Annotated in this window: 28 protein-coding genes; 14 read left to right on the top strand and 14 right to left on the bottom strand. The window is 56.6% G+C overall.

From position 1 onward, the window contains the following. Nucleotides 1–6: 6 nt before the first annotated feature. From ABIB18_RS00465 to ABIB18_RS00495, 7 genes are all read right to left on the bottom strand, one after another. Nucleotides 7–1,494, bottom strand: a complete 1,488-nt coding sequence (locus tag ABIB18_RS00465; protein ID WP_089561029.1) for an FGGY family carbohydrate kinase — start codon at nt 1,492–1,494, stop codon at nt 7–9. A gap of 2 nt (nt 1,495–1,496) precedes the next feature. Further along, nucleotides 1,497–2,441: a transketolase family protein gene (locus ABIB18_RS00470; RefSeq protein ID WP_031374505.1), complete on the bottom strand. Its 945-nt coding sequence runs from the start codon at nt 2,439–2,441 to the stop codon at nt 1,497–1,499. Further along, nucleotides 2,434–3,264 carry a transketolase gene (locus tag ABIB18_RS00475; RefSeq protein ID WP_069729182.1) on the bottom strand — a complete coding sequence of 277 codons (831 nt, stop codon included), beginning with the start codon at nt 3,262–3,264 and terminating at the stop codon, nt 2,434–2,436. Before ABIB18_RS00475 ends, ABIB18_RS00470 begins: the two co-directional genes overlap by 8 nt. Nucleotides 3,265–3,454: 190 nt before the next feature. Further along, a complete protein-coding gene (locus ABIB18_RS00480) occupies nt 3,455–4,561 on the bottom strand; it encodes an ABC transporter permease (protein ID WP_031374503.1) in 1,107 nt (368 codons plus the stop codon). 2 nt (nt 4,562–4,563) lie between these two features. Further along, a complete protein-coding gene (locus ABIB18_RS00485) occupies nt 4,564–6,078 on the bottom strand; it encodes a sugar ABC transporter ATP-binding protein (RefSeq protein WP_159223636.1) in 1,515 nt (504 codons plus the stop codon). Next, on the bottom strand, nt 6,078–6,677 hold the full coding sequence (locus ABIB18_RS00490) for a DUF2291 family protein (RefSeq protein ID WP_031374502.1): 600 nt from the start codon (nt 6,675–6,677) through the stop codon (nt 6,078–6,080). Before ABIB18_RS00490 ends, ABIB18_RS00485 begins: the two co-directional genes overlap by 1 nt. A 2-nt stretch (nt 6,678–6,679) precedes the next feature. Next, entirely contained in the window at nt 6,680–7,621 is a 942-nt protein-coding gene (locus ABIB18_RS00495) for a D-ribose ABC transporter substrate-binding protein (RefSeq protein WP_069729181.1), read from the bottom strand. Nucleotides 7,622–7,804: 183 nt separating this feature from the next. On the opposite strand from ABIB18_RS00495, the gene ABIB18_RS00500 reads away from it, so the two are divergent. Beyond that, the gene (locus ABIB18_RS00500) at nt 7,805–8,755 is read left to right on the top strand and encodes a sugar-binding transcriptional regulator (RefSeq protein WP_031374500.1); all 951 of its coding nucleotides are present in this window, start codon (nt 7,805–7,807) and stop codon (nt 8,753–8,755) included. A 58-nt stretch (nt 8,756–8,813) separates the two neighbouring features. Here the strand turns inward: ABIB18_RS00500 and emtA are convergent, their stop codons facing one another. After that, on the bottom strand, nt 8,814–9,443 hold the full coding sequence (emtA, locus tag ABIB18_RS00505; protein ID WP_084227875.1) for a membrane-bound lytic murein transglycosylase EmtA: 630 nt from the start codon (nt 9,441–9,443) through the stop codon (nt 8,814–8,816). Between the two features lie 166 nt (nt 9,444–9,609). On the opposite strand from emtA, the gene ldcA reads away from it, so the two are divergent. Continuing rightward, nucleotides 9,610–10,533: a muramoyltetrapeptide carboxypeptidase gene (gene ldcA, locus ABIB18_RS00510; protein ID WP_176035874.1), complete on the top strand. Its 924-nt coding sequence runs from the start codon at nt 9,610–9,612 to the stop codon at nt 10,531–10,533. Between the two features lie 22 nt (nt 10,534–10,555). Then, a complete protein-coding gene (locus ABIB18_RS00515; RefSeq protein WP_031374497.1) occupies nt 10,556–11,218 on the top strand; it encodes an MBL fold metallo-hydrolase in 663 nt (220 codons plus the stop codon). On the opposite strand, the gene ABIB18_RS00520 is transcribed toward ABIB18_RS00515, so the two are convergent. The 3 genes from ABIB18_RS00520 to ABIB18_RS00530 all read right to left on the bottom strand — a co-directional run bounded on the left by ABIB18_RS00520 (nt 11,219) and on the right by ABIB18_RS00530 (nt 12,411). Continuing rightward, nucleotides 11,219–11,632: a GNAT family N-acetyltransferase gene (locus ABIB18_RS00520; protein WP_031374496.1), complete on the bottom strand. Its 414-nt coding sequence runs from the start codon at nt 11,630–11,632 to the stop codon at nt 11,219–11,221. A gap of 21 nt (nt 11,633–11,653) precedes the next feature. Continuing rightward, nucleotides 11,654–12,037 (bottom strand): hypothetical protein, encoded by a 384-nt coding sequence (locus ABIB18_RS00525; protein ID WP_031374495.1) that lies wholly within the window; start codon nt 12,035–12,037, stop codon nt 11,654–11,656. A 194-nt stretch (nt 12,038–12,231) separates the two neighbouring features. Then, the gene (locus tag ABIB18_RS00530; RefSeq protein ID WP_031374494.1) at nt 12,232–12,411 is read right to left on the bottom strand and encodes a hypothetical protein; all 180 of its coding nucleotides are present in this window, start codon (nt 12,409–12,411) and stop codon (nt 12,232–12,234) included. 214 nt (nt 12,412–12,625) lie between these two features. Between ABIB18_RS00530 and ABIB18_RS00535 the strand changes: the two genes are divergently transcribed. The 3 genes from ABIB18_RS00535 (at nt 12,626) to ABIB18_RS00545 (ending at nt 14,610) form a co-directional block, all read left to right on the top strand. Beyond that, nucleotides 12,626–12,955 carry a hypothetical protein gene (locus ABIB18_RS00535; RefSeq protein ID WP_089561031.1) on the top strand — a complete coding sequence of 110 codons (330 nt, stop codon included), beginning with the start codon at nt 12,626–12,628 and terminating at the stop codon, nt 12,953–12,955. 63 nt (nt 12,956–13,018) lie between these two features. Further along, nucleotides 13,019–13,570 (top strand): hypothetical protein, encoded by a 552-nt coding sequence (locus ABIB18_RS00540; protein WP_031374492.1) that lies wholly within the window; start codon nt 13,019–13,021, stop codon nt 13,568–13,570. A gap of 29 nt (nt 13,571–13,599) precedes the next feature. Next, nucleotides 13,600–14,610, top strand: a complete 1,011-nt coding sequence (locus ABIB18_RS00545) for a Ppx/GppA phosphatase family protein (RefSeq protein WP_354473474.1) — start codon at nt 13,600–13,602, stop codon at nt 14,608–14,610. A gap of 62 nt (nt 14,611–14,672) precedes the next feature. Here ABIB18_RS00545 and ABIB18_RS00550 read toward each other — a convergent pair whose 3' ends face one another. Then, nucleotides 14,673–14,879, bottom strand: a complete 207-nt coding sequence (locus tag ABIB18_RS00550) for a DUF2767 family protein (RefSeq protein WP_031374490.1) — start codon at nt 14,877–14,879, stop codon at nt 14,673–14,675. Nucleotides 14,880–15,067: 188 nt separating this feature from the next. Between ABIB18_RS00550 and ABIB18_RS00555 the strand changes: the two genes are divergently transcribed. The 4 genes from ABIB18_RS00555 (at nt 15,068) to ABIB18_RS00570 (ending at nt 17,461) form a co-directional block, all read left to right on the top strand. Continuing rightward, the gene (locus ABIB18_RS00555) at nt 15,068–15,316 is read left to right on the top strand and encodes an ElaB/YgaM/YqjD family protein (protein WP_031374489.1); all 249 of its coding nucleotides are present in this window, start codon (nt 15,068–15,070) and stop codon (nt 15,314–15,316) included. 190 nt (nt 15,317–15,506) lie between these two features. After that, complete coding sequence (locus ABIB18_RS00560; protein ID WP_031374488.1) at nt 15,507–15,677, top strand: hypothetical protein; 171 nt, start codon at nt 15,507–15,509, stop codon at nt 15,675–15,677. Between the two features lie 369 nt (nt 15,678–16,046). Continuing rightward, on the top strand, nt 16,047–17,108 hold the full coding sequence (locus ABIB18_RS00565) for a glycosyltransferase family 9 protein (RefSeq protein WP_046288380.1): 1,062 nt from the start codon (nt 16,047–16,049) through the stop codon (nt 17,106–17,108). Then, complete coding sequence (locus ABIB18_RS00570) at nt 17,108–17,461, top strand: DUF1493 family protein (protein WP_089561033.1); 354 nt, start codon at nt 17,108–17,110, stop codon at nt 17,459–17,461. Before ABIB18_RS00565 ends, ABIB18_RS00570 begins: the two co-directional genes overlap by 1 nt. Here ABIB18_RS00570 and ABIB18_RS00575 read toward each other — a convergent pair. Then, the gene (locus ABIB18_RS00575; RefSeq protein ID WP_279810314.1) at nt 17,389–18,465 is read right to left on the bottom strand and encodes a glycosyltransferase family 9 protein; all 1,077 of its coding nucleotides are present in this window, start codon (nt 18,463–18,465) and stop codon (nt 17,389–17,391) included. The genes ABIB18_RS00570 and ABIB18_RS00575 overlap by 73 nt on opposite strands. A 568-nt stretch (nt 18,466–19,033) precedes the next feature. Between ABIB18_RS00575 and ABIB18_RS00580 the strand changes: the two genes are divergently transcribed. Further along, nucleotides 19,034–19,429: a hypothetical protein gene (locus tag ABIB18_RS00580; RefSeq protein WP_089561035.1), complete on the top strand. Its 396-nt coding sequence runs from the start codon at nt 19,034–19,036 to the stop codon at nt 19,427–19,429. A 149-nt stretch (nt 19,430–19,578) separates the two neighbouring features. Here the strand turns inward: ABIB18_RS00580 and icd are convergent, their stop codons facing one another. After that, nucleotides 19,579–20,829, bottom strand: coding sequence for an NADP-dependent isocitrate dehydrogenase (icd, locus tag ABIB18_RS00585; protein ID WP_046288384.1), 1,251 nt, complete (start codon nt 20,827–20,829; stop codon nt 19,579–19,581). 97 nt (nt 20,830–20,926) lie between these two features. Here icd and rluE point away from each other — a divergent pair, with 97 nt between their 5' ends. The 3 genes from rluE to mnmA are packed head-to-tail and all read left to right on the top strand — an operon-like array spanning nt 20,927 to nt 23,272. Further along, a complete protein-coding gene (gene rluE, locus ABIB18_RS00590; RefSeq protein WP_082097586.1) occupies nt 20,927–21,598 on the top strand; it encodes a 23S rRNA pseudouridine(2457) synthase RluE in 672 nt (223 codons plus the stop codon). 45 nt (nt 21,599–21,643) lie between these two features. Further along, a complete protein-coding gene (locus ABIB18_RS00595) occupies nt 21,644–22,120 on the top strand; it encodes an NUDIX domain-containing protein (RefSeq protein WP_354473476.1) in 477 nt (158 codons plus the stop codon). Nucleotides 22,121–22,159: 39 nt separating this feature from the next. Continuing rightward, nucleotides 22,160–23,272 (top strand): tRNA 2-thiouridine(34) synthase MnmA, encoded by a 1,113-nt coding sequence (gene mnmA, locus ABIB18_RS00600; RefSeq protein WP_046288385.1) that lies wholly within the window; start codon nt 22,160–22,162, stop codon nt 23,270–23,272. Nucleotides 23,273–23,300: the final 28 nt, after the last annotated feature.

Consider the following 23,300-nt stretch of genomic DNA (forward strand, 5'->3'; position numbering starts at 1 on the left):
AAAGGGTTAATGTGGCTGATAACGACAACGAGCGACGGCGTCGATCCAGCCTTTATAGTTTTCCTGCATCCGCTGCGCATACGCCTCACGTGGCGCGATTACGTTGCCGCCCTGCAACGCCTGCATATCACTGCCCTGCTGCCACCAGCCCAGTACTTTACCCGCCAGCAGCGCGGCTCCCAGCGCCGAGACTTCGGCAGTCGGGACCCGCAGCAACGGGCGCTGCAACACATCCGCCTGCAGCTGCATCAGCCAGCTGTTTTCGGTGGCACTGCCATCAACACACAACGCCGGCAGCTGCTGGCCGCTGGCCTGTTCCATGGCAAAAAAGACGTCGGCGATCTGCCAGACAATCGACTCCAGCGCCACCCGCGCCAGTACCGCCGGGGTGGCCGCATCCGTCAGGCCGCACACCATGCCGCGTGCCTGCAAATCCCACCAGGGCGCGCCCAGCCCGGAGAGCGCCGGCACAAAATAGATGCCCTGATTATCTTCACTGGTTTGCGCCAGCGCGGTGAGCTGACGCGGGTCCTGAACCCCCAGCATGCTGCCGAGCCACGCCGCGCCGGAACCGGTGTGAGTGATGTTGCCTTCGAACGCAAAACGCAGGGTGCCGTCATGCCAGGCCACCGTGGTGCTGAGGCCGTTTTCGGTCAGCAGCGGCGTCGCCATTGACATCATCAGCGACGATCCGGTGCCGTAAGTGGCTTTTACCACTTCCGCTGTGCCACGCCGTTGTGCCTGCAGCGCGGCGTGGGAGTCGCCGATGCGTGCCAGAATCGGCGTGCCCGGCGCTAAGCCCGCAATATCATTCACCGCGACCACGCCCTGTTCGCTGGCGGAGGCGACAATACGCGGCAGCGCGGCGCGCGGCAGCCGGAACAGCGTCAGCAACTCATCGTCCCAGTCGTTAAGATGCAGGCTGTAGAGCTGGGTCCGCGAAGCATTGGCATGATCGGTAATAAAGGTCTCGCCCGCGCTGAGCTGCCAGCTAAGCCAGCTGTCGACGGTGCCAATACAGAGCTCACCCGCTTCGGCACGCGCCACGCCGTCAGGGATAGCCGCCAGCATGCCGGTCAGCTTGGCAGCCGGGAACATCGGGTCGACCGCCAGCCCGGTCAGGCCGGTGATACGGGGCGCTTTACCCGCCTGATGTAAATCCCGGCAGAACGGCTCGGAGCGCCGATCCTGCCAGCTCACCAGCGGCGTCAATGGCTGACCGTCGTGGCGCTGCCAGATCAGCACCGACTCACGCTGATTACTGATCGCCACCGCCGCCACGCTGGCCCCGCCACAGGACGCCAGGCACTGCGCGATCGCCTGCTTTACTGCCTGCCAGATCGCCAGCGGATCCTGCTCCGCCAGCCCCGGTTGCGGATGCGCCAGCGTTAACGCCTGGCTACCGCGCGCCACTACGCTGCCAGAACGATCAACCGCGATCGCTTTGGCATTGGTGGTGCCTTCATCAATCGCCAGGATCAGGGGTCCCACCATCGTTACGCTCCTGCGCAGATACGCGCTGCACTGTTAACCACGCTGCTGGCATCAATGCCATGGTGGGCTCGGGTTGAGGCGCGATCGCCGGCAATGGCATATTCGCCATCCGGAATACCGAGCCGCAGCAGCGGAATCGCACAGCCGCCTTCCGCCAGCACCTCAGCCACCAGGCTGCCGACACCGCCATTGACGTTATGCTCTTCAACGCTGATTACCGCTGGGTAGTGATTTAACAGGTTGCGCAGCTGTTGGGTATCACAGGGTCGAATCGATGGAACCGCGATCACACCGGCTGAAATCCCCTGCTCAGCCAGTTGCTCAGCCGCGTGAACCACCTCGTGAACCGTGGAGCCCATCGCCACCAGCGCAATGTCATGACCTTCGCGCAATACGTCGATCTGCCCCGGCCTGAACTGGTAGCTTTCATCGTGCAACTGCGGCAGATCTTTGCCATCCAGACGGATATAGACCGGCCCGACGTGCGCCAGCGCATAGTCGATAATCTGGCGGCACTCCAGCGGACAGGAGGGCGCGTAGATCTCAATATTGCCGAAGCCGCGCATCACCGCGATGTCGTCGATACTGTGATGGGTACTGGCGAGCGGGCCATAGCTGGCACCGGCATTCAGGCCGAACAGTTTGACGTTGGTGTTGTTGTAGCAGACGTCGACTTTCACCTGCTCATTGGCCCGCGACACCAGAAACGGTGCGGCATTGCAGGTGACGGCAATTTTACCGCCCAGTGCCAGGCCTGCCGCAGTGCCGACCAGCGTCTGCTCAGCAATGCCGACGTTGATTAAACGATCGGGGAATGCCTTGATAAACGGCGCGATTTTGGCGGTTGAGGTCGAATCCGCCACCACCGGCACCAGATCCACGCCGCGATTCACCGCGTCGATAAAGGCCGTTACCATTACACTGGCTAAATGTTGTGCATTACTCATCTTTTAACTCCTCCAGCGCCTGCTCAATTTCCGCCCCTTTTGGTACCCGGTGATGCCACTCGGCTTTGCTCTGGATAAAGGAGACGCCAAATCCCTTCTCGGTATGCGCCACAATCACCTGCGGTTTGCCGTTCTGCGGCAGGCTTTCGATGGTTTCAACCACCGCCGCCATGTCATTGCCGTTGCACTCGGTGACTTCCAGTCCAAAAGCACGCCATTTTTCCGGCAGCGGATCGGTGTTCATGATCTCGCGGGTCGCGCCCGCCAGTTGCAGCTTGTTCTTGTCATTGATGATGATCAGATTGTCGAGACCGTAATGGGCCGCCACCAGCGCCGCCTCCCAGTTACTGCCTTCCGCCAGCTCACCGTCGCCGGTGACTACAAAAATGCGGCGCGTGCTGCGGTCTTTCTTCGCCGCAATGGCAATCCCGACCGCCACCGGCAGCCCGTGTCCCAGTGCGCCGGTATTCAGTTCAACTCCAGGGGTTTTTTGCCGTACCGGATGCCCGGGCAGATGGGAATCCGCATGCTGATAGGTGGCGAGCCAGTCGGTCGGGAAGTAGCCCGCCTCCGCCAGCACGCAGTAGTAACCGCCGACCGCGTGCCCTTTTGACTGGATGTAGATGTCACGCTGCGGGTCATCGGTGCGATCCGGCGCGCAGTTGAGAATGCGGAAATAGAGCGCCGTGAGTATCTCTACCTGCGACAGATCGGCTCCGGTATGTCCCCCCGCCGGACTGCCCGCGTTAAGCTGGATAATACGACGACGGATCGCCCGCGCTCTGCGCTTCAGATCGTCTACCGGAAGAGTGAAAGGATTCATACGCTACCTCTGAATTTTAAATCGTTTATGAATAAATATTCACAAGGGTTAAAAAAAATGGCGTGCAAAGCGGCCGGCAAAACAGGCCTGCTTTATGGCTGCTGGCTGTTGTGGCGGCGGATGGACACGGAATATCGGATTCACCTGCGGGTTATCCGCTGATCGCCGGCTCAGTAAGCAGACAGAACGATTAAGGTTTGAGTGGCGCGCCCTCCTCTATCAGTGCTTTTTGCGCGACCACGGCCGCTTTTTGCTGCATCCGGCTTTGGGTCTGATCGATGATCACCGCAATGATGATCACGATGCCTTTAATCACCATCTGCCAGAACTCACTGACGCCCATCATGATCAATCCGTCCGCCAGGAAGCCAATCACAAACGCCCCAATCAGCGTGCCGACAATGGTGCCGCGCCCGCCCGCCAGCGAAGTGCCGCCCAGCACCACCGCGGCAATGGCGTTCATCTCGAATGCAGTACCGTTGGCCGGGTGGCTGGCGACCAGCTGCGATGAGACCACAATGCCGGCAATCGCCGCGCAGAAGCCGGAAAGCGTATAGACCAGTATTTTGACCTGACGGGTTTTCACCCCCGATAGCTCGGCGGCGCGTTCGTTATCACCGATGGCGTAAACCTGGCGTCCAAACGGCAGGCGGCGCGCGACATAAGCAATTACCAGCGCCAGCAGCACCATCATCCAGATGGCGTAGGGCAAGCCAAGAAAATGACCGGCACCAATCTGATCGAAACCGGTGTTGCCGAGCAGCGGATTACCCTGCAGGCCGGGAAAAGTTTCTCCGCCCGAGGTCAGCATTGCCGCGCCGCGCAGGATATACATGGTGCCGAGGGTGCAGATAAACGGCGCAACGTTATAGCGGGTGATAATCCAGCCGTTGCCAGCACCGATCAGCGCGCCGACCAGCAGAACAAACGGCACAATCAGCCAGACGCTGGGGAAGATCGCAATGCCGAACATCGGTAACACAATGCCTTTGGTGATCAGCCAGCCGGCGATCATGCCGCACAGCCCCAGCGTGGCACCAATCGACAGGTCAATGCCGGCGGTGATAATGACGAAGGTGATGCCGAGCGCCAGAAAAGCGTTGATGGCAATGTGTTTCACCATAATCACCAGGCTGCCGACCGCCAGAAAATCCGGCACGGTAATAGCAAAGAACCCGACGATCAGAATCAGCGCAATAAAGGTGCGCAGCTTCAGTAACAGCAGCAAAAAATTTTCACGCGAGTTAAACGCTTTAGCGGGAAGTGTGGCCAGCGCCACGCTGTTATTGCTTTTCATGCTCAGAACCCCTGCGCACTTGCTTTTACCAGCGCTGCCTCTTCCGCCTGCTCACGCGGAAGATCAGCCGTAAGTTTGCCGCCCGACATCACCAGGATGCGGTCGGCTACCGCCATGATCTCTTTCAGATCGGAAGTGGAAAACAGCACCGCAATACCCTGCTGCGACAGCGCCACCATCATGCGAAACACTTCCGCTTTTGCCCCGACATCAATGCCGCGACTCGGTTCATCCAGCAGCAGCAGGCGCGGATTGGTCAGCAACGCGCGGCCAATCACCACCTTTTGCTGGTTGCCTCCACTCAGGGCGCTGATTGCCACCTCCGGCGAGGAGATCTTAATCGCCAGATTGCCCACCGTCTGACTCACCGCCTGCTGCTCCTGCTGATGAGCAATGGCAAACCGGTGCGACAGCCGACGCCACAGGCTGGCGATGGTGAGGTTACTCGCCACCGAGGAAACCGGAAAAATCCCTGACCGCTTACGGTCTTCCGGCACCAGACTCATGCCCATCCGGATGCGATCCGCAGTCGGCAGGCGGGTTGGCAGCGGTTTGCTGTCGAGCCACAGCTTGCCCAGGTAGTTGCGCTGGCTGCCCAGCAGGCACTCAAACAGCTCGGTACGGCCGGCCCCCATCAGGCCATAGATGCCGACAATTTCACCGGCCCGCACCTGGAAGCTGACATCATCGACCAGCGTATTGCCGTTCGGGCTGACGCAGGTGATGTGTTGCGCTTCCAGCATCGGGGCCCCGAACTGGCGTGATTCCGGCAGAAAAGTGGTGACCGGCTCGCTGCCCAGCATTTCCCGCACAATCCACGGCACGTCGATGCTGCTGACCGGCGCTTCGGCCTGGAAACGGCCATCGCGCAGGATGGTGATGACATCGCCAATCGCCATCAGCTCCTCCAGCCGGTGCGAGATGTAGATGATTGAAACCCCTTGCTGCGTCAGATCGCGAATCACCCGGAACAGGATCTCCACTTCGGTTTTGCTCAGCGCCGAAGTCGGTTCATCGAGGATCAGAATGTCCGCATCTTCGGCCAGCGCTTTGGCGATCTCTACCAGCTGCTGCTGACCGACTTTCAGGTTACCGACCCGTTCATTGGGCGAAATCGGCTGGTCGAGACGCGCCATCAGCGCCGCGGTGCGACGTGCCTGCTCCGCCTCATTAATCGGCGCTAAGCCACGCTGCAGTTCGCGTCCCAGAAACAGATTTTCCGCCACCGTCAGGTTCTCAAACAGATTGAGTTCCTGATGCACCATACCGATGCCGTGCCGTGCGGCGTCGCGGGTGCTGCTGAGCGTCAGCGGCGCGCCGTTGAGAAACAGCGCACCGGCGGTGGGTTGCTGCACGCCGGCAAGAATCTTCATCAGGGTCGATTTACCGGCACCGTTTTCACCGATGATGACGTTAACTTTGCCACGCCATACCCGGTAGTCGACGCGATCCAGCGCCAGCGTGCCGGGAAACAGCATTGAAATCTGCTCAGCCCGCAGAATGATCTCATCGTCCATCAGGGCGTCCCCCGCTTCAGTTCGACTGCCACCACCTCATCAACACTGCCGTGTCCGATGCTCACCGCCAGCAGCGCCTGTACCGGCTGGTTGACCCAGCTGGCGTCCAGCGTCGGCAGCTGCTTCACCGCATGGCGATTAAGCGCCCGGGTCAGCTGGGCGTACTGCACCTGATTAGTAAACTCTTCAAAACGAAAACCGGCGGCATCGCGGATTGCATTACTGCGCAGCACCGGCCCGACGCTGACTTCAACCGGTTTGCCGTTCAGTATCAGGGTCAGGATACGCTCACGCGGATTGCTGTCATTCAGTGCGCTGACGGTGCCGCTGGCCCGGACAAACACGCTTTCACGGCCGCCCGCCTTCACCGTCTGACTTTTGGTTTGCATATCAGCCCAGCTCAGCGCATGGCTGTTGGCGGTGTCCATCACCCGTGATTGCCAGCTTTCCTCCGCGATTTGCTGCGGCGTCTGGGTCGCATAACCCGGTTTCGCCTGCGGATCTTTCGGCAGAATCGGCTGACCGTTTGCATCCAGATCCACCACGGTACAGGCGCTGAGCAGCGCCATCCCGGTTAATACCGCCAGTATCCGTTTCATGATTATTTCGCCAGGTTGAAGTTTTTCAGTCTGGCGGCGTTGCTGTCGTCAATCAGCACGCAGTCCATCAGCTGCTTCTCCTCTTTCTGCGCTTTGCCATTTTTCAGGTAGTAGTCGGCCTGACTGACCGCCATCTGCGCCTGATCCCAGCCCGGTTGCAGCACCGTGGCTTTGATATTGCCTTTATTGATAATCGAGTCGCGGGTGTAGTCGCTGCCGTCAAAGCCCACCACGATTACCGCGGTTTTGCCGGCGGCTTTCAGCGCGGCTTCAGCTCCCAGCGCCATGGTGTCGTTGCCGGAGATCACCCCGACGATATTGGGGTGCTTCTGCAGAATGGTTTCCATCCGGCTGAAGGCTTCAGTCTGGCTCCAGTTGGCGCTCTGCTGAGCCACCATTTTCATCTCGCTGTAATCATCCAGCACGTCGTGGTAACCCTGCGAACGCACGCCAGCGTTGGTGTCGGACTCTTTGCCGAGCAGTTCAACGTAGTCCCCTTTACCGCCCAGCAATTTGGCAAATTTCTCAGCCCCCAGCTGCGCGCCCTGATAGTTATTCGAGACGATCTGCGCCACCGCAATGCCGGTTTTATTGATCTCCCGGTCGATCAGGAAGGTCGGGATACCGGCATCTTTGGCTTTTTGCACCGGCCCGACCGTGGCATCGGCACCGGCGTTATCCAGAATGATCGCTTTGGCTTTGCGGGCGATCGCCGTTTCAATCAGCTGGTTTTGTTTGTTGACGTCATCATCATGCGAGGCCACCAGCGTGGTGTATCCCAGCTCTTTGGCTTTGGCTAACGCGCCTTCCGCCTCCGCTTTAAAGAAGGGGTTGTCGTGTGACGGGGTGATAATCGCCAGCAGCCCGGTTTCCGCTGCCAGCACCGAGGATGAGAAAGCGATGATTGAAGCCAGCAGGGTCAGTTTGATCAGAGGACGAGTCATTATTTTTCTCCGCTTGAATATATATTCACACGCGATTTTATATGCATAATGACTATGCACCGGCGGCGACACGCCGTCCAATGCGCGATCACTAAAAAGCGAAAACGATCACAAATTAACCTGCGTTGTGATTTTGGCGATCCTGGTTAACAATACCGGGCAGAATCAGAGAGGGAAAAACCGATGGCAAAACAGGATGAACAGCGACTGATGGTGAAGATTGCCACCCTTTACTACGTTGAAGGGCTCAAGCAGTCAGAGATTGCGCAGTCACTGAAGTTATCGCAGTCGTTTGTCTCACGCATTCTTAATCGCAGCGTCAAAGAGGGCGTGGTTAAGATCAGCGTGGTTCCGCCAGCCAATGTTTTTCCTGAACTGGAGAAAGCGATTGAGCAGACCTACGGCCTGCCGCAGGCGATCGTGGTGGATGTGCCGGATCAGGCCTCGACCTTACAGATTAAGCAGGCGATTGGATCGGCGGCGGCGCATTATCTTGAGACTCGCCTGCGGGATGATGAACTGATTGGCATTTCATCGTGGAGCGGCACCATTCGGGCGATGGTCGATGCGCTGCATCCGCTGAACAGCTCCTGCAAAGGGGTGATCCAGCTGCTGGGTGGGGTCGGCGCGAACGGCAATGTGCAGGCGACTATTCTGACGCAAAACCTGGCGGCGTTGCTCAACTGCCCGGCCTGGCTGCTGCCCTCGCAGTCGATTGAACGATCGGTCAGCGATCGCCAGCGGCTGTCGGCCAATGCTGAAGTGGCGGAGGTGTTGGGTAAATTTGATCAGGTCGATCTGGCCATCGTCGGGATTGGCGATCTCGAGCCGTCGGCGCTGCTGCGCAATTCCGGCAACTATTACGATGGCGAGATGCTCCGGACCCTGGCAGCGCGCGGCGCGGTCGGCGATATCTGTCTGCACTATTTCGACGCCAGTGGGCAGCCGGTATTGCAGGCTGAAGAAGATCCGGTCATCGGTATGGAACTGGCGCAGGTGAAGCGGTGTCCGCAGGTGGTGGCGCTGGCGGGTGGAACAGAGAAAGCCCAGGCGATCCGGGGCGCGCTGCGCGGCGGTTATATCAATGTGCTGATTGTCGATTATCCGACGGCGCGGCAGCTGCTGGCCTGCTGACGCGGCTAAGCAGCGTGTCGCCCGGCGGGTCCATCAGTGAACTCCGCCGGACGGATCATCAGATGGTGCGATAAGCGGTGGTCACTTTCCACAGATAGCGCGGTGCCTGAGCCGCCGGATGTTTATTCTGCACATGCTGATAAAACTCGTCCGGCGACATCGCATTGATCATCGCAATCGCCCGATCGCGGTCGCGCGAGAAGGTGCGCAGCAGTGCGCCAGCGCCGTTGGCATAAGAGACGATGGTGGCATAACGCAGCGTCAGCGGATCGCGGATGCCCGACAGGGCGGAGTCCTGCAGGATGCGGATATAGGCGGTGCCGATATCGATATTCTTCGCCGGATCGCGCAGCTCAGCGTTGGAAGGCTGTCCGCGCCGTCCGAGCGTTCGGTAGACTTCGCGACCCGCAGTAGAGGCTTTGATTTGCATCAGCCCGACGGCATTAGAGCGGCTGACCACACCCGGATTCCCACCCGACTCGACACTAATAATGGCGCTGATCAGCTTCTCATCAACACCATAATGACTGGCGGCATCTTCGGTAAACATCGACCAGGCATCATTGACGCTGGAGGGCGGTGCCTGGGTTAACGGCGTATTCCGCTGTTTAACAGCATGATGCGACGGCTCGCTGGCACAGCCGGTCAGGAATAACGCTGACAGGATAAGGTGTCGGAATTTCAGCAATTTTTCATCTCGTTGCAGAAGTGGCGAATGCTATCATACCCAGACAGACTCAGAGCAAAATTACCGTTTATCCTAAATGCAGTAATTCGCTTTCCGTACCGTGACTTCAGCGGCGCTTTTCGTCATCATCGGCCTGAGTCAGGTGCGCTAACAGCAGGAAAGTATGATGATTTCACGTTCAATCCGTCTTATCTCCCCGTCCGGTTACTGTCACAATCAGCCTGCAGCCCTGCTTGGCGTTGAACGGCTGCGCGCGGCGGGCCATCAGGTTGATAACCAGCAGGTGATTACCCGCCGTTTCCAGCGCTTTGCCGGCACTGACGCCGAGCGGCTGGCGGATATCAACCAGCTGGCTACGCTCAGCACCCTGCCCGATGTGGTGCTGGCGGTGCGCGGCGGCTACGGTGCCAGCCGGTTACTGGACGCGATCGATTACGTGGGACTGCAGCGTCGCCTGCTGAATCAGCCACTGGCGCTGTGCGGCCACAGCGATTTCACGGCGATCCAGCTCGCCCTGCTGGCGCAGGTAGGCTTGATCAGTTTCAGCGCGCCGATGCTGGCCGGCAATTTTGGCGCGACGACTTTATCTGAATTTACCCTGCAGCACTTCTGGCAGGCGCTGACATCACCTACAGTCAACGTAGACTGGCAGAGCGAATCGCCGGATCAGGGCGAATGGCAGGGTACGCTGTGGGGCGGTAACCTGGCGATGATCTGTTCGCTGATCGGTACGCCGTGGATGCCACAGATCGAAAACGGCATTCTGGTGATCGAGGATGTGAATGAGCACCCGTTCCGCATTGAACGGATGCTGATTCAGCTGCAGCAGAGCGGTATTCTGGCCCGCCAGCGCGCCATCGTCACCGGCAGTTTTACCAGTACCGCCCTGTCAGAATATGACAACGGATTTGATTTCAGCACCGTCTGGCAACGGCTGCGCGACACCTGCGGCTTGCCGGTGATCAGCGAGTTAGCGTTTGGCCATGCGGCTGACACCGTAACCCTGCCTTTAGGGGCCAGTGCCAGCTTACAGGTCAGTCAGGGGCACGCCCATTTGCAAGCGACCGGGCATCCCGTCCTGCGCGGATAAAAAACGTTTCAGGAGATCGACATTGAAGCCGTTGTATGACGATTTGTGGATCTCAACCCCGGAATTTCCGGTGGAAGATACCGTTAACGACCTGATGATGCATGGGTTTATGCTGCGTCACCCGCGCGGTAATCTGCTGATTGGCCGGGTGGAAAATCCGCTCGATCATGAAGTGATCGCCGATACCGGCGGAGTAATCCGCCACTATCTGACGCACTGGCATGAGTCTGCACCGGGTGCCGCGCTGATTCAGCAACGTTTCAGCAGTGCGCTTTACTGTCACAGCCGCTCGCTGGGTCCGATCAGCCGTTTCGTGGAGCCTGACGATACGTTTTCGCAGCAGGAGACCCATTTCGGCAATTTCCAGCTGCTGCCCACGCCGGGCCATACGCCGGGCAGCAGCAGCTTCCTTTATCATTCGCCACTCGGCCTGACCTATCTGTTTGTCGGCGATACGGTGACGCGGGCGCATGACCGGTGGGTTACCGTGCTGGTGCCGGACAGCAATCCGGCGGAGCTGAGCCAGACGCTGGAGTTTTACCGCACGCTGCGACCCGATGTGGTGCTGATGAGCACCACCCGTGGTCATCTGTCGTGGAAAAAAGTGACGCTGCAAAGCTGGCTGGCTGCGATTGATGAAGCAGAACAGCAGCCGCTGGATTTGCGCCAGCAGCCGCTGTTCTGATCACAAAGCTTTGGTCAGATAATGCCGCTGATGCTGGCGGGGATAGTGGTCAAGGCTGAAACGCAGGGTGAAGCCGAGCTTTTCATAGAAAGGACGAGCCTGAAAACTGGCGGTATCGACCTGAGCGAAACGGCAACCGCGCTGGCGCGCTTCCTGCTCTGCCGCCCTGATTAACCGGCTACCGACGCCCTGCCCGCGCAACGTATCACTCACCCACAGCATGTCGATTCGCAGCCAGTTGCCGGCGGTTGAGCCGGTCAGCCCCGCCTGCTTCCTGCCCTGCTCATCGCAGATAAACACCCCAATCGATTTGATCTCATCAACATTAATAAATTTGCTGTTGAACGCATTCAGCCCCAGACGGACTTCATCCAGATCCTGCGGTGTTACCTTATCGGTGATACTGAGTTGCATAGCGGCTCCTGTGACGAGGGATTAAGAGTTGGGCTGCTGACGATCATCGTAGCGCTCCAGGGTCAACGCATCGACATCACGTTTTTCGCTGCGGCTACAGGGCACCAGCTTATCGCTGTCGCGGTAAACAAAGAAGGTCGCCTGAGTGCGCTGGTTAACGATTAACTGGTCGCCGTTACGAAAGCGGGTAATCGCCACCTTATCGCCAGCCTGTAACTGGGTGCGCTGCTGGCCGGCAGCAATCTGGAAGTGTCGCTGCGGCCACATTAAGGTGGTTAAGCCGTACTCAGCGCGTGAGATGGTCATGGTCGGACGGCCAGGACAGGTAATCTGAAACTCGCTCTCGCTCCAGGCGGGGGCGATATAACAGGCCAGCAGGCCGAGGGTCATCAGTGCTGTCTTCATCTGATCTCTCCGCTGAATGGATGATTTTATTAGCAATTTTTTAGCTTAACACATCACAGGTGAGAGAAAATGTCATGCGGCGGGTAAAATAAGACCAGTGAAAGGTAGAATCGGGCGGAGGAAAATCTGAAAAGTTGAGCGTTTTTAAAGTAATCAGGCCAGCGTCCGGATCGGTTACGCTGGCCTGTCTGCCGTTATGCTGACGAGACCTCTGCAGCCACTAACATCAGGGCCAGTCCCGCATTTTCGCCGTCATATGCCTGCATGGCGGCGCGAATATCCGCTGCACAACTGACCACCTGATGCTTTTTATCGCTCTCAAGTTGCTCAATCGCGTGACGAATAATCATTAGATGTGCTTCTTCTTCGTTCATCATTTATCCCTGGTTTTGCCTAAGTGGTGCGCAAAGAAGCCAAGAATAACGTTAATTAATTAGCAAAGTCACCCTTTTACATTCCTGTTGCTTACCGATTAAACAAATTGCAAATGGGAAGCGGTGTTGAAACTGCTATGATCAAGCTATTAGTGACGCAACAAGATAGAATCAGCGCCACGAGATTCCCAGGGACTGAAGCAGGTAGAGGATCATGTTGCGACTCAGCATTTTCATATTCATCATACTGATGACTGGATGTTCATCTGGCCCGAAAGGCGTTGAATGTCCCGGCGAAGTATCGACGATTTATGGCCAATCAATGGGACAAACGCAGGGTGTCATCTTTGACCTGGTGAGTTCGTTCAGCGTCAGCCGCGATGATGTCAGGGTAGACAGCGGGCCGCTGCAGTCGCTTGATCGTTTCAGGTATGTCCCTTCCGCCGTCACGCGCGAAGGTTACTATGCCCAGCGCCTGTCCGATAAACAGTTCCGCCTGATCAATCCGTATCAGAACACCCAGATTACCTGGACATGTCCATAAGGGGTGAAACCTGCTGCCAGATGGTTTATTGTCACGAAACGTCAAGCAGCAGGTCTCTTTCCCATGGAAAAGCGTCTGGATAACAACGGTTACATCGATTTCCCCTTCCCCGCCACCCGCAATGCCGATGGCTCGGTTAATCCGTGTGGTTTCGATCTTACGCTGGAAACCGGCCGGCTGGAGGAGATCGCGGTGCTGGCTCATTCGGTCAATCTGCGTCGGCTGGTGGAAGAGATTAATCTGCAGGATGGACTGTTTATGACGCTGGCCTGCGACTGGCAGCAGCAGACCAATGCGGTATGTGGCTTTGTTGACGTGGCGTTTCGCCCCGATCTGCCGCATCACGGCCATGATGAGGCGCTGGAACTTGAAGCCCGCTTTAATCTCTATCTGGCCGAGCAGGAGAAGCAACATCAGATGCCGCCCGGCACGCTGGTGAATTATGCCCGCTCGGTGCTCGACTGGAGCTGGTCACCGCTGCGTCAGCGGCAGCGCGAATATGAAAAAATCACCATTCAGTTCTATTGCCCGCAGGCTGATGACGCCGAATGGTGTTTCGACCATCTGCGCCATTTCCTGGTGAGCTGGTATCCGGCTTGCGTGGCGTCCCGTTAATCCCGCTTTCCCCTGCTACCGGAGCCGCTATGCGCCCTTTTGCGCTGCCTGTTGTAACGCTGATCTGTTCACTGTTGTTCACTGGCGCGGCCGCGGCCGAGGCGTGTCAGCAAATCCGGGCCGGCCTTGATATCGGCTCCGGCAGCACCAAAATCGCCGTCGCCCGGGTGGATGTCTGTCAGCATCGCATCGAGAAAATGCTGTATCAGGATCAGCGCGCCGTGCCGTACAACGACGCGCTGTCGGCGGCCAGCGATAACCGGCTGAGTCCGGCGATTATCCATCAGGGTGAAGTGGCGCTGCGGCAGCTAGTGAACAATGCGCAACGTTATCACCCACAGCGCATCAGCGGCGTGGCAACGGCGGTATTTCGTCGCGCCAGCAATGGTCCGGCGGTGGTGGCCGCGCTGGCCAGCCAGACCCGCACCCAACTGACTGTCATCTCACAGCAGCAGGAAGCAAAGCTCGGTTTTCTCTCGGCGAAAGCGGCGCTTAACGATCCGACACTCCGCGATGATCAGCTGCTGGTGTGGGATATTGGCGGTGGTTCGATGCAGATGACCGCCTGGCGACAGCAGCAGGGCCAGCCGGTCGCCGATATTTATCAGGGTAAGCTCGCCTCGGTGACGCTGAAGAATTTCATCCTGACGGTGCTGAAAAACACCCCGGACGCCGCGTCGCCAAACCCGATTGGTTCGTGGCGGCAATCGGTGCTGCGCTTTGTCGGGTTGTTTGCCCGTAACGATATCAGCCCCGAAATCATGCAGGATGTGGCCAGCCGCCGGGTGATTGGCATTGGTGGCGTGCACGGTTTTTCTATCCGTAATCAGTTAGCAGGCAAACCTCAGCATTACAGTCTGGCCACCTTAAGCGCGCTGGCGAAACAGCAGGTCTGGAAAGGCGACAGCGAACTGACCGGCGATTATCGGGCAACCGACGTCAGTAATCTGTTGCTGGTTGAAGGCTACATGCGGGCGCTGAAGATAGACGAGGTAACCATAGTCAATGCCAGTCTGATTCAGGGTGTGCTGTTGCAGTAGCGGAGTGGCAAGGTAAACCGGCCTCAGTGCCGGTTTTACGCTTCCGGTCTGGCGCAGAAAGCTCAGGGTTTGATCAAACGGATAGCGTGTTCCAGCATCTTTTGCTCGTCCCGTTCGCTGTGGGCGCGGTGCTGGCGGGTGCGTTTCAGCACGTCATAGATATCATCGCGTTTGGTTTCATGGCCACACTCCACCAGCATAATGACCGCGTCGCCTATCACCCGGCACACTTCGTCATAGTCGTCTTCTTTGAGTACATCACGTTTCATCGCCTCTCCTCCCATTACGCTTAACATCGACCCGGTTTTACAAAGGCTAGACAGGAAACGCTTTGCCTGCAAACAGAACGCCATTCACAGCCAGAAACGATTTTTACCGCTTCATTTACCGCTTAACGGCGCAGAGTTCGCCATCTTTGCTACGCTTGGAGAGTCTCACTAAAACCAAGGAGCACTAAATGTCAGGAAAAATCGAAGATAAAGTTAAAGAAGCCGCTGGCGCAGTTCAGGAACAATTTGGCGCAGCAACCGGTTCATCTGAGCATCAGGCGAAAGGCGCGGCCCGTCGTTATACCAACCAGGCCAGTTATGCCGCGCGTGATGCAGCGGATTGCATCAAGGATCAGGTTCAGTCTAATCCTTTTGCCGGTCTGGCTGTTGCCGCAGGCGTGGGCGTATTCATCGGCTTCCTGCTGGGCCGCAAGTAATTCGGCAGAATACGTGACAGAACGGAAGCCGCTGGCTTCCGTTTTTTTTTGGCTGTCGCGTCCCGCCCGGTGCTGAGAAATCTCTGAAAAATCAGATCCCTTCAGGCTGAATGTTATTTTTCAACCAGGCTTAGTCAGGTACGTGCTTACAGATTCTTTTTACTTTTCTGAATAAATAAAAGGTGGTCACATGAAAGCATTCCCTGCCCTGTTGCTGGTTGCAGCAACCCTGACGTCACTGGCAGGCTGTTCACACCAGAGCAGCGCGATTAAAGAAGATGGCCGTCCTCATGCGCCAAGCGGTCAGTCTTCACCAGGCGGTACGCTGGGTTCAGGCCCGGTCGGTCAGCCTCAGTCATAACACGCTCCCCCGGCACCGTTGCCGGGGGCTGTTTCATCTGTCCGGCAGATAGTTAAGCGGGCAGTCATATAAATAGCATGCAGACTAATAATTACCCGACTATTAATCACTGATAAAATAAAAAAACATCCTCTCACTTATATTAATTTGCAGAATCATCCTAATCCATTCCTGAATATTTCCCTTACGCCAACGCCCTATTGTAAAGATTATACTCATATACAGTAAAAAGACTGTTTATAAGTTCAACGCTTGCTCTACGGCCACCTGAAATAAGCCATGAGAATGAACTTTCCCCGTTACCTTATTATCTAATTCTTCATACTGCTTTCTGTTCAATAAAATTAATACGTTTAAGAGAATCCAGACGTGAAGAAAAAAAAGATTTATCTGATAGATCGGTTGTTAACGCTTTATTCCCGATTCTCCAGCCGGAAAAAACCCCACAGCCTGCAGGGTCTGACACCAGAGACGGTGGTTATCTACTCCACCACCGCGCTGGGAGACTTCCTGATGAATACGCCGGCAATCTGGAGCCTGAAAAACCGTTTTCCCACCAGTAAATTTATTCTGGTCTCCAGTAAGAAAAATAAAGATTTAGTCACCCGCTATCACTGGTTTGACGATATCTATATCTGGGATAATAAACTGCTGAATTTTCTACCCTTGCTATTCAAGCTGCGACGTAAAAAACCCGACCTGTCCGTGATATTACACGCCCATTTTCCGTACGATATTTTGAGTTCGGTTATCACCGGCAGCCAGACAATAATTCGCGATCATTATGGCAGCGAATCCACGCTATTAAATAAACACCTTGACCATTACTCGGGTTATTTCGACGATCACACCATTAAGCGCAAATTAAAATTAGTAGAATCGCTGGGTGCCGAAACCCACCAGACGGAGATGCATTTGCCGGGGCTGGACAGCCCGGCCGCTGCACCCTGTGCCCATCGGCGGATTGGGTTTCAGCTGGGCGCGTCGAAAGATATCCGGCGCTGGCCGCTGGCGCATTTTAGCCAGCTGGCCACGGACTTGCTGGAGAGCTGGCCTGACTGTGAAATCATTGTCACCGGCACCGCAGCAGAGCAGCCGCTTGAGCAGCAATTTATCGACAGCCTGCCGCTGCAATACCGTAAAAACGTCACGCCAATGGCGGGTAAAACCAATCTCAGCGGACTGATTACGCTGATCCGCAGCCTGGATTTGCTGGTCACCGGTGATACCGGCCCGCTGCACATCGCTGTCGCGGCACAGGTTCCCACCGTCAGCCTGTTCTCCACCGCCAACCCGCGTTATACCGGTCCGTGTCAGGACAGCGATCGCCATATCGTTATCCATCGTCCGGAACGCCACGCCTCACAACATCCGATGGCCTCAATCAAGGCTGAGGAAGTCCATCAGGCCGTGACCCAGCTGGTGGGATAATGGAGACGTCCCGCAAGCCCTGTTCGCCACAAGCAGTGATCGATTTGATTGAGTACCATAATCAGCCAACGGTGTTTGGCCGGTTCAGGAAAATTGATCGTCACGACTTCTACCTGCAGCAGTTGCCGCTGAGTGAGGTGGAATTCGCGATACTGATGAGTGATTTTTTTATTACCTTTGACGTCTGTTCAAAACGCTACGATGAGACCCGCTATTTTCCGGCGTCACCTTCCGCGCTGTTGGTGCTGGCCGGGCGGTTGGGGTTCAGTGCAGGCTTACCCTACCGTCCACTGACGGTAGCATTACTGTGTGAGGCGGCCAGCCTGGGCCGCTGGCCTGAGGGGAATGACTGAATAACGGTGTTCGCAAACGCGTCGTATACCTCGCGGCTGCTGAGCGAGGTCACGTCACGCGATGCCGGTTGCAGTACCTGATGCTTCACCTGCCACGGATGCCAGCAGGCCGGATCGCTGTCGCCAAACATCGCCACAACCGGCAGACCAAGCGCCGCCCCGATATGCATCGCCCCGCCATCACTGGTGACCAGTCCCTGACACAACGACATCGCCGCAATCAATTGCGGCAGGCTGGTGGTCGCCACCGCTTTCAGCGCCAGCTGCGGGCACAGCGCCATAATCTCGTGGGCCTTCTCGTCATCGCCAGGATGGCGCGGATTATCGCGACGACCAGGCGACCACAACAGCATGATCTGGCATGAATGCCGGGCGGCGAGGGTTTCGGCCAGTTCAGCAAAGCGCTCAGCTGGCCACTGCTGGCTCGGCTTACGGGCGCTGATTTGTAATGCATAGACCGGCTGAGAGGAGTCGATGGCGTAGCTTTTTCGCAGGTCGGCGGCAATCTCTGCATCCGGCATCAGCGTCAGCTTGCCCGGCGCAGCGGCGGCAAGGTTGAAAGGACGGGCCAGACTGTACAGGATCTCAGCGATATGAGCCTGCGCGGATGCCTGCGGCGCTAACAAGTGGGTGATCAGCGGATGTGGCTCTTCTCCCAGCGCAATCACCTGCCCCGGACGCACCATTTTCACCCACTTCAGGCCATGCTGATCCCAGCGGCTTTTCGCCAGAATCACCGTATCGTATCGGTTCTTTTTCAGCGTCAGCATCAGTTGCAGACGCTGCAGCAGGCAGGCGATTCTGCCCTGTCCCGCCTCGCGATGATGCGACTTGGTATAGTAAAACAGTTGCCGGATATCAGGATTGTGCTGCAGTACCGGTGCCGCATAATTGTTGGTTAACACATCAACCTGATGCTCACATGACTGATGCAGCGCGCTGATCAGCGGCGTAGTCAGTAAGGTATCGCCAATATTATCCCGACAAATAATCAAAACCCGCATCTCTGACATCCTTTGCGCAGCGGCTATGCCGTCTGGCTGGCTAAAAATAAGGCTCGCCACTGGCGTCCGCAAAGGGATAACCGTGACGGCATAAGTCAGCAATTAGTCAGCGCAGATCGGGGTTGGTTCAATAGCGGGAATAGCGGAAAGGGTAAAGCAGGCAACAAATAAAACAGGCCGCCCTGCTGGCAGCCTGAGAACATGCCCCACCCGGCGCTTATCTCCGGCACTCGCAATGGCTTAGCTCTTGAAGGGGCGTAAGAATCATCTCATTGTGCGGAGTTACCGGCTTAACAATAATTGCGGTTGTTACTATTAATCTGCGAAGTAAAAATGCACCCCCCACAACACACTCCGTTTCTGGCGGCGGGTTACTTTTCAACGTCACGAGCGGGCAGAACAGCGAACGTCGGGGTGACCGCAACGACGATATCGTTCTGGTCTGCCGATAATTCGATTGTTCTGCCTGGGTGATCGGCGCTTTACTGGCTCTGATTGATGGCCGATTGGGTCAGGGCTGGTCACAATCGACGCTACGCAACCCCAGCGCCAGACAGAAGGAAATCCTGTGCCCTACCAGCGCTTTATGTATCTCACCACCATACTGGCGGTGGTATTGAGTTATCTGACCCTGCCCGCGGTGATTAAGGGAATAAAGGTCAATCCGCAGATTGCCTGGCTGATCGCGCATCCCGACATCACTTTTGATCGGTTCAGCGAGTGTAAGCAGCACGTTTCTGATGCCAATGGGTGTTACAACGCTTACAGCGCCGCGGTTCAGCTTGCTGAGGCGCATGACTGTTCAGAAGATGGTCTTAAACGCAGGCTCAGATTCAAACGGCTGACCGAACATGCTGCGGATAGCGTGCTTGAAAATGAATTAAACAAGGCTTGCCCGGGACGGGTTGAAGCCAGCCGAATTGCCACTGATCAGCTCACAGTAACGCCGTCAGCGGCCAGGTGAGACGGTTAGCGCGGCTGTTGCCAGGTTTTAGTATGACCTTAGTTTTTCCAGCCTGACGCCGGATGCGCTCTGGCTGGCGAGCCAGTTTTTCCATAAAAAAACGGGAACGTTTCCGCTCCCGTTTTTAATCCACGTCATCCCGTCAGGGATTACATATTTTCGATGATCGCGTCACCAAACTCTGAACATTTCAGCAGTTTAGCGCCATCCATCAGGCGTTCGAAATCGTAAGTCACGGTCTTGTTAGCGATAGCGCCTTCAACACCTTTAACAATCAGGTCTGCCGCTTCGAACCATTCCATGTGACGCAGCATCATTTCTGCTGACAGGATCACTGAACCTGGGTTCACTTTATCCTGACCGGCATACTTAGGTGCAGTACCGTGCGTGGCTTCGAACAGCGCGCACTCATCACCAATGTTAGCGCCTGGTGCAATACCGATACCGCCAACCTGCGCCGCCAGGGCGTCGGAGATGTAGTCACCGTTCAGGTTCATACAGGCGATAACGTCATATTCAGCCGGACGCAGCAGGATTTGCTGCAGGAACGCATCGGCAATCACATCTTTAACGATGATCTCTTTACCGGTGTTCGGGTTTTTGAACTTCATCCACGGGCCGCCGTCGATCAGTTCGCCGCCGAACTCTTCTTTCACTAACTGGTAACCCCAGTCTTTGAACGAGCCTTCGGTGAACTTCATGATGTTGCCTTTGTGGACCAGAGTCAGGGAATCACGATCGTTGGTGATGGTGTATTCCACTGCCGCGCGTACCAGACGCTTGGTACCCTCTTCCGAGCACGGCTTAACGCCGATACCACACTGCTCAGGGAAGCGAATTTTCTTCACGCCCATCTCTTCGCGCAGGAACTTGATCACTTTGTCCGCTTCGGCAGAACCCGCTTTCCACTCGATACCAGCATAGATATCTTCGGAGTTTTCACGGAAGATCACCATGTCGGTCTCTTCAGGACGTTTAACCGGGCTTGGCGTGCCTTTGTAGTAACGTACCGGACGCAGGCAGACGTAGAGGTCCAGCTCCTGACGCAGGGCAACGTTCAGTGAACGAATACCGCCGCCGACCGGGGTGGTCAGTGGGCCTTTGATGGCAACACGATATTCTTTAATTAAGTCGAGGGTTTCCTGTGGCAGCCAGACGTCCTGGCCGTAAAGTTCCACGGATTTCTCACCGGTGTAAATCTCCATCCAGGAGATTTTGCGCTCGCCGTTGTAGGCTTTCTTCACCGCAGCGTCGACCACTTTCAGCATCACTGGTGAAACATCAACGCCGATACCGTCACCCTCAATGTAAGGAATGACCGGATTATTCGGGACAACCAGTTTGCCCTGGTTCAGGGTGATTTTTTGACCTTCCGCCGGAACAACTACTTTGCTTTCCATTAACCTCTCCTAGGCGATTTTGTTAATGATTTGTAAGATGCGGGTCAATACTACTTGAATATTTCCGTCACGCCAATCACCGCAATTTCGCGTTATAATGCGCCCATTGTTTCTGACTGCAAAGCCCATGCGAAAAACATCTCAACGAATTCACCAGGATAAACGATTCAGCCGCCCGACGCGTGATGCGCGACGGGCCCCTGAGCGTAGTGCCGCGCCGCGCCGCGTGGTGCTGTTTAACAAACCCTTCGATGTTTTGCCACAGTTCACCGATGAAGCGGGCCGTCGTACCCTGAAAGATTTCATCAGCGTGGCCGGGGTCTATGCCGCGGGCCGTCTCGATCGCGACAGCGAAGGGTTGATGGTACTGACCAACGAGGGTGCCTTACAGGCCGCGCTAACCCAGCCCGGCAAACGCACCGGCAAGATCTACTATGTTCAGGTCGAAGGCGAGCCGCAGGAGAGCGACCTGCAACCGTTGCGGGATGGGGTTAGTCTGAAAGATGGCCCAACCCTGCCGGCGCAGGTCGAGAAAGTCGCTGAACCGGCGTGGCTCTGGCCGCGCCAGCCGCCGATTCGCGAGCGTAAAAATATCCCGACCCAGTGGCTTAAAGTGACGCTGTATGAGGGCCGCAACCGCCAGCTGCGCCGGATGACGGCCCATATTGGTTTTCCAACTCTGCGGCTGATCCGTTATGCGATGGGCGGCTATACGCTCGATAATCTGGCGCCCGGCGCATGGCGCGATGCTGACGACAGTCCAGCCTGACAGAGCGATTTTTTATAACGTCAGGTTAACAATTCCGGAGGAACGATGTTTAAACCTCATGTCACGGTCGCCTGTTTAGTGCAGGCGGAAGGTGAACTGCTGGTAGTAGAAGAGACCATTAAGGGACAGCCTACCTGGAATCAGCCAGCCGGACACCTTGAAGCGGACGAAACGCTGCAGCAAGCCGCGCAACGTGAATTATATGAAGAGACCGGTATCGCGGCAGAAATGGCCTATTTAATCACCGTTCATCAGTGGATAGCGCCTGATAATACGCCTTTTGTGCGTTTTCTGTTTGGCCTCGATCTGGCCAAAAAGCAGCCAACCCAGCCGCAGGATAGCGATATCGATTGCTGCTGGTGGTTGCCGCCAGCGCAGATTCTCACCGCGTCTAACCTGCGTTCACCGTTGGTGGCGGAAAGCGTACGGCTGTGGCAACAGGGCGCGCGCTATCCGTTACATCTGGTCAGCGCGTTCCGCTGGCCGTTTCATGAGGGTGCGCGCCCGTCTTCTGCATGGTAGAATGCGCCGCCTGTTTTTTTATCGTTATGCGAGCGTGTCATGTCTGACAACAGCCAGAAAAAAGTGATCGTCGGTATGTCCGGCGGCGTCGATTCTTCCGTTTCCGCCTGGTTACTGCAACAGCAGGGCTACCAGGTCGAAGGCCTGTTCATGAAGAACTGGGAAGAGGACGATGGCGAGGAATATTGTACTGCCGCGGACGATCTGGCGGATGCGCAAGCGGTGTGCGACAAACTGGGTATTAAGCTGCACAAGGTCAACTTTGCCGCTGAATACTGGGATAACGTCTTTGAGCACTTCCTCGAAGAGTATAAAGCGGGTCGTACGCCGAACCCCGATATCCTGTGCAATAAAGAGATCAAATTCAAAGCGTTCCTCGAGTTCGCGGCTGAAGATCTCGGCGCGGATTTCATTGCCACCGGCCACTATGTTCGTCGTCAGGACGTAGAGGGTCAGAGCCAGCTGCTGCGCGGCCTGGATGGCAACAAAGATCAGAGTTACTTCCTGTATACCCTGAGCCACCAGCAGATTGCTCAGAGTCTGTTCCCGGTCGGCGAGCTGGAAAAGCCCGAGGTGCGCCGCATCGCTGAACAGCTGGATTTAATTACCGCCAAAAAGAAAGACTCTACCGGCATCTGCTTTATCGGTGAGCGCAAATTCCGTGACTTCCTGGCGCGTTATCTGCCGGCTCAGCCCGGTGAGATTGAGACCGTGGACGGTCAGATCGTCGGCGAACATCAGGGTCTGATGTACCATACGCTGGGCCAGCGCAAAGGTCTGGGTATCGGCGGCCTGAAAGAGAGCAAAGATGATCCCTGGTATGTGGTCGACAAAGATGTGGCGCGCAATCGGCTGATTGTCGCACAGGGTGGCGATCATCCGCGTCTGATGTCGGTCGGCCTGATCGCGCAGCAGCTGCACTGGGTCGATCGTCAGCCAATCGCGGCTCCGCTGCGCTGTACGGTTAAAACCCGCTATCGCCAGACCGACATCCCGTGTGAGATCATTCCGCATGGCGAAGACCGGATTGAAGTCCGTTTTGATGAACCTGTCGCGGCGGTCACGCCCGGACAATCTGCGGTGTTCTATCTTGGCGAGGTCTGCCTGGGTGGCGGCATTATCGAAGAGCGTCTGCCGTTAGTCGCAAAATAAGCCGCCTTAACCCGGCGTTCATGACGCG

This window comes from Pantoea sp. UYEF8, from assembly GCF_040546285.1.
GTDB lineage: Bacteria > Pseudomonadota > Gammaproteobacteria > Enterobacterales > Enterobacteriaceae > Pantoea > Pantoea brenneri.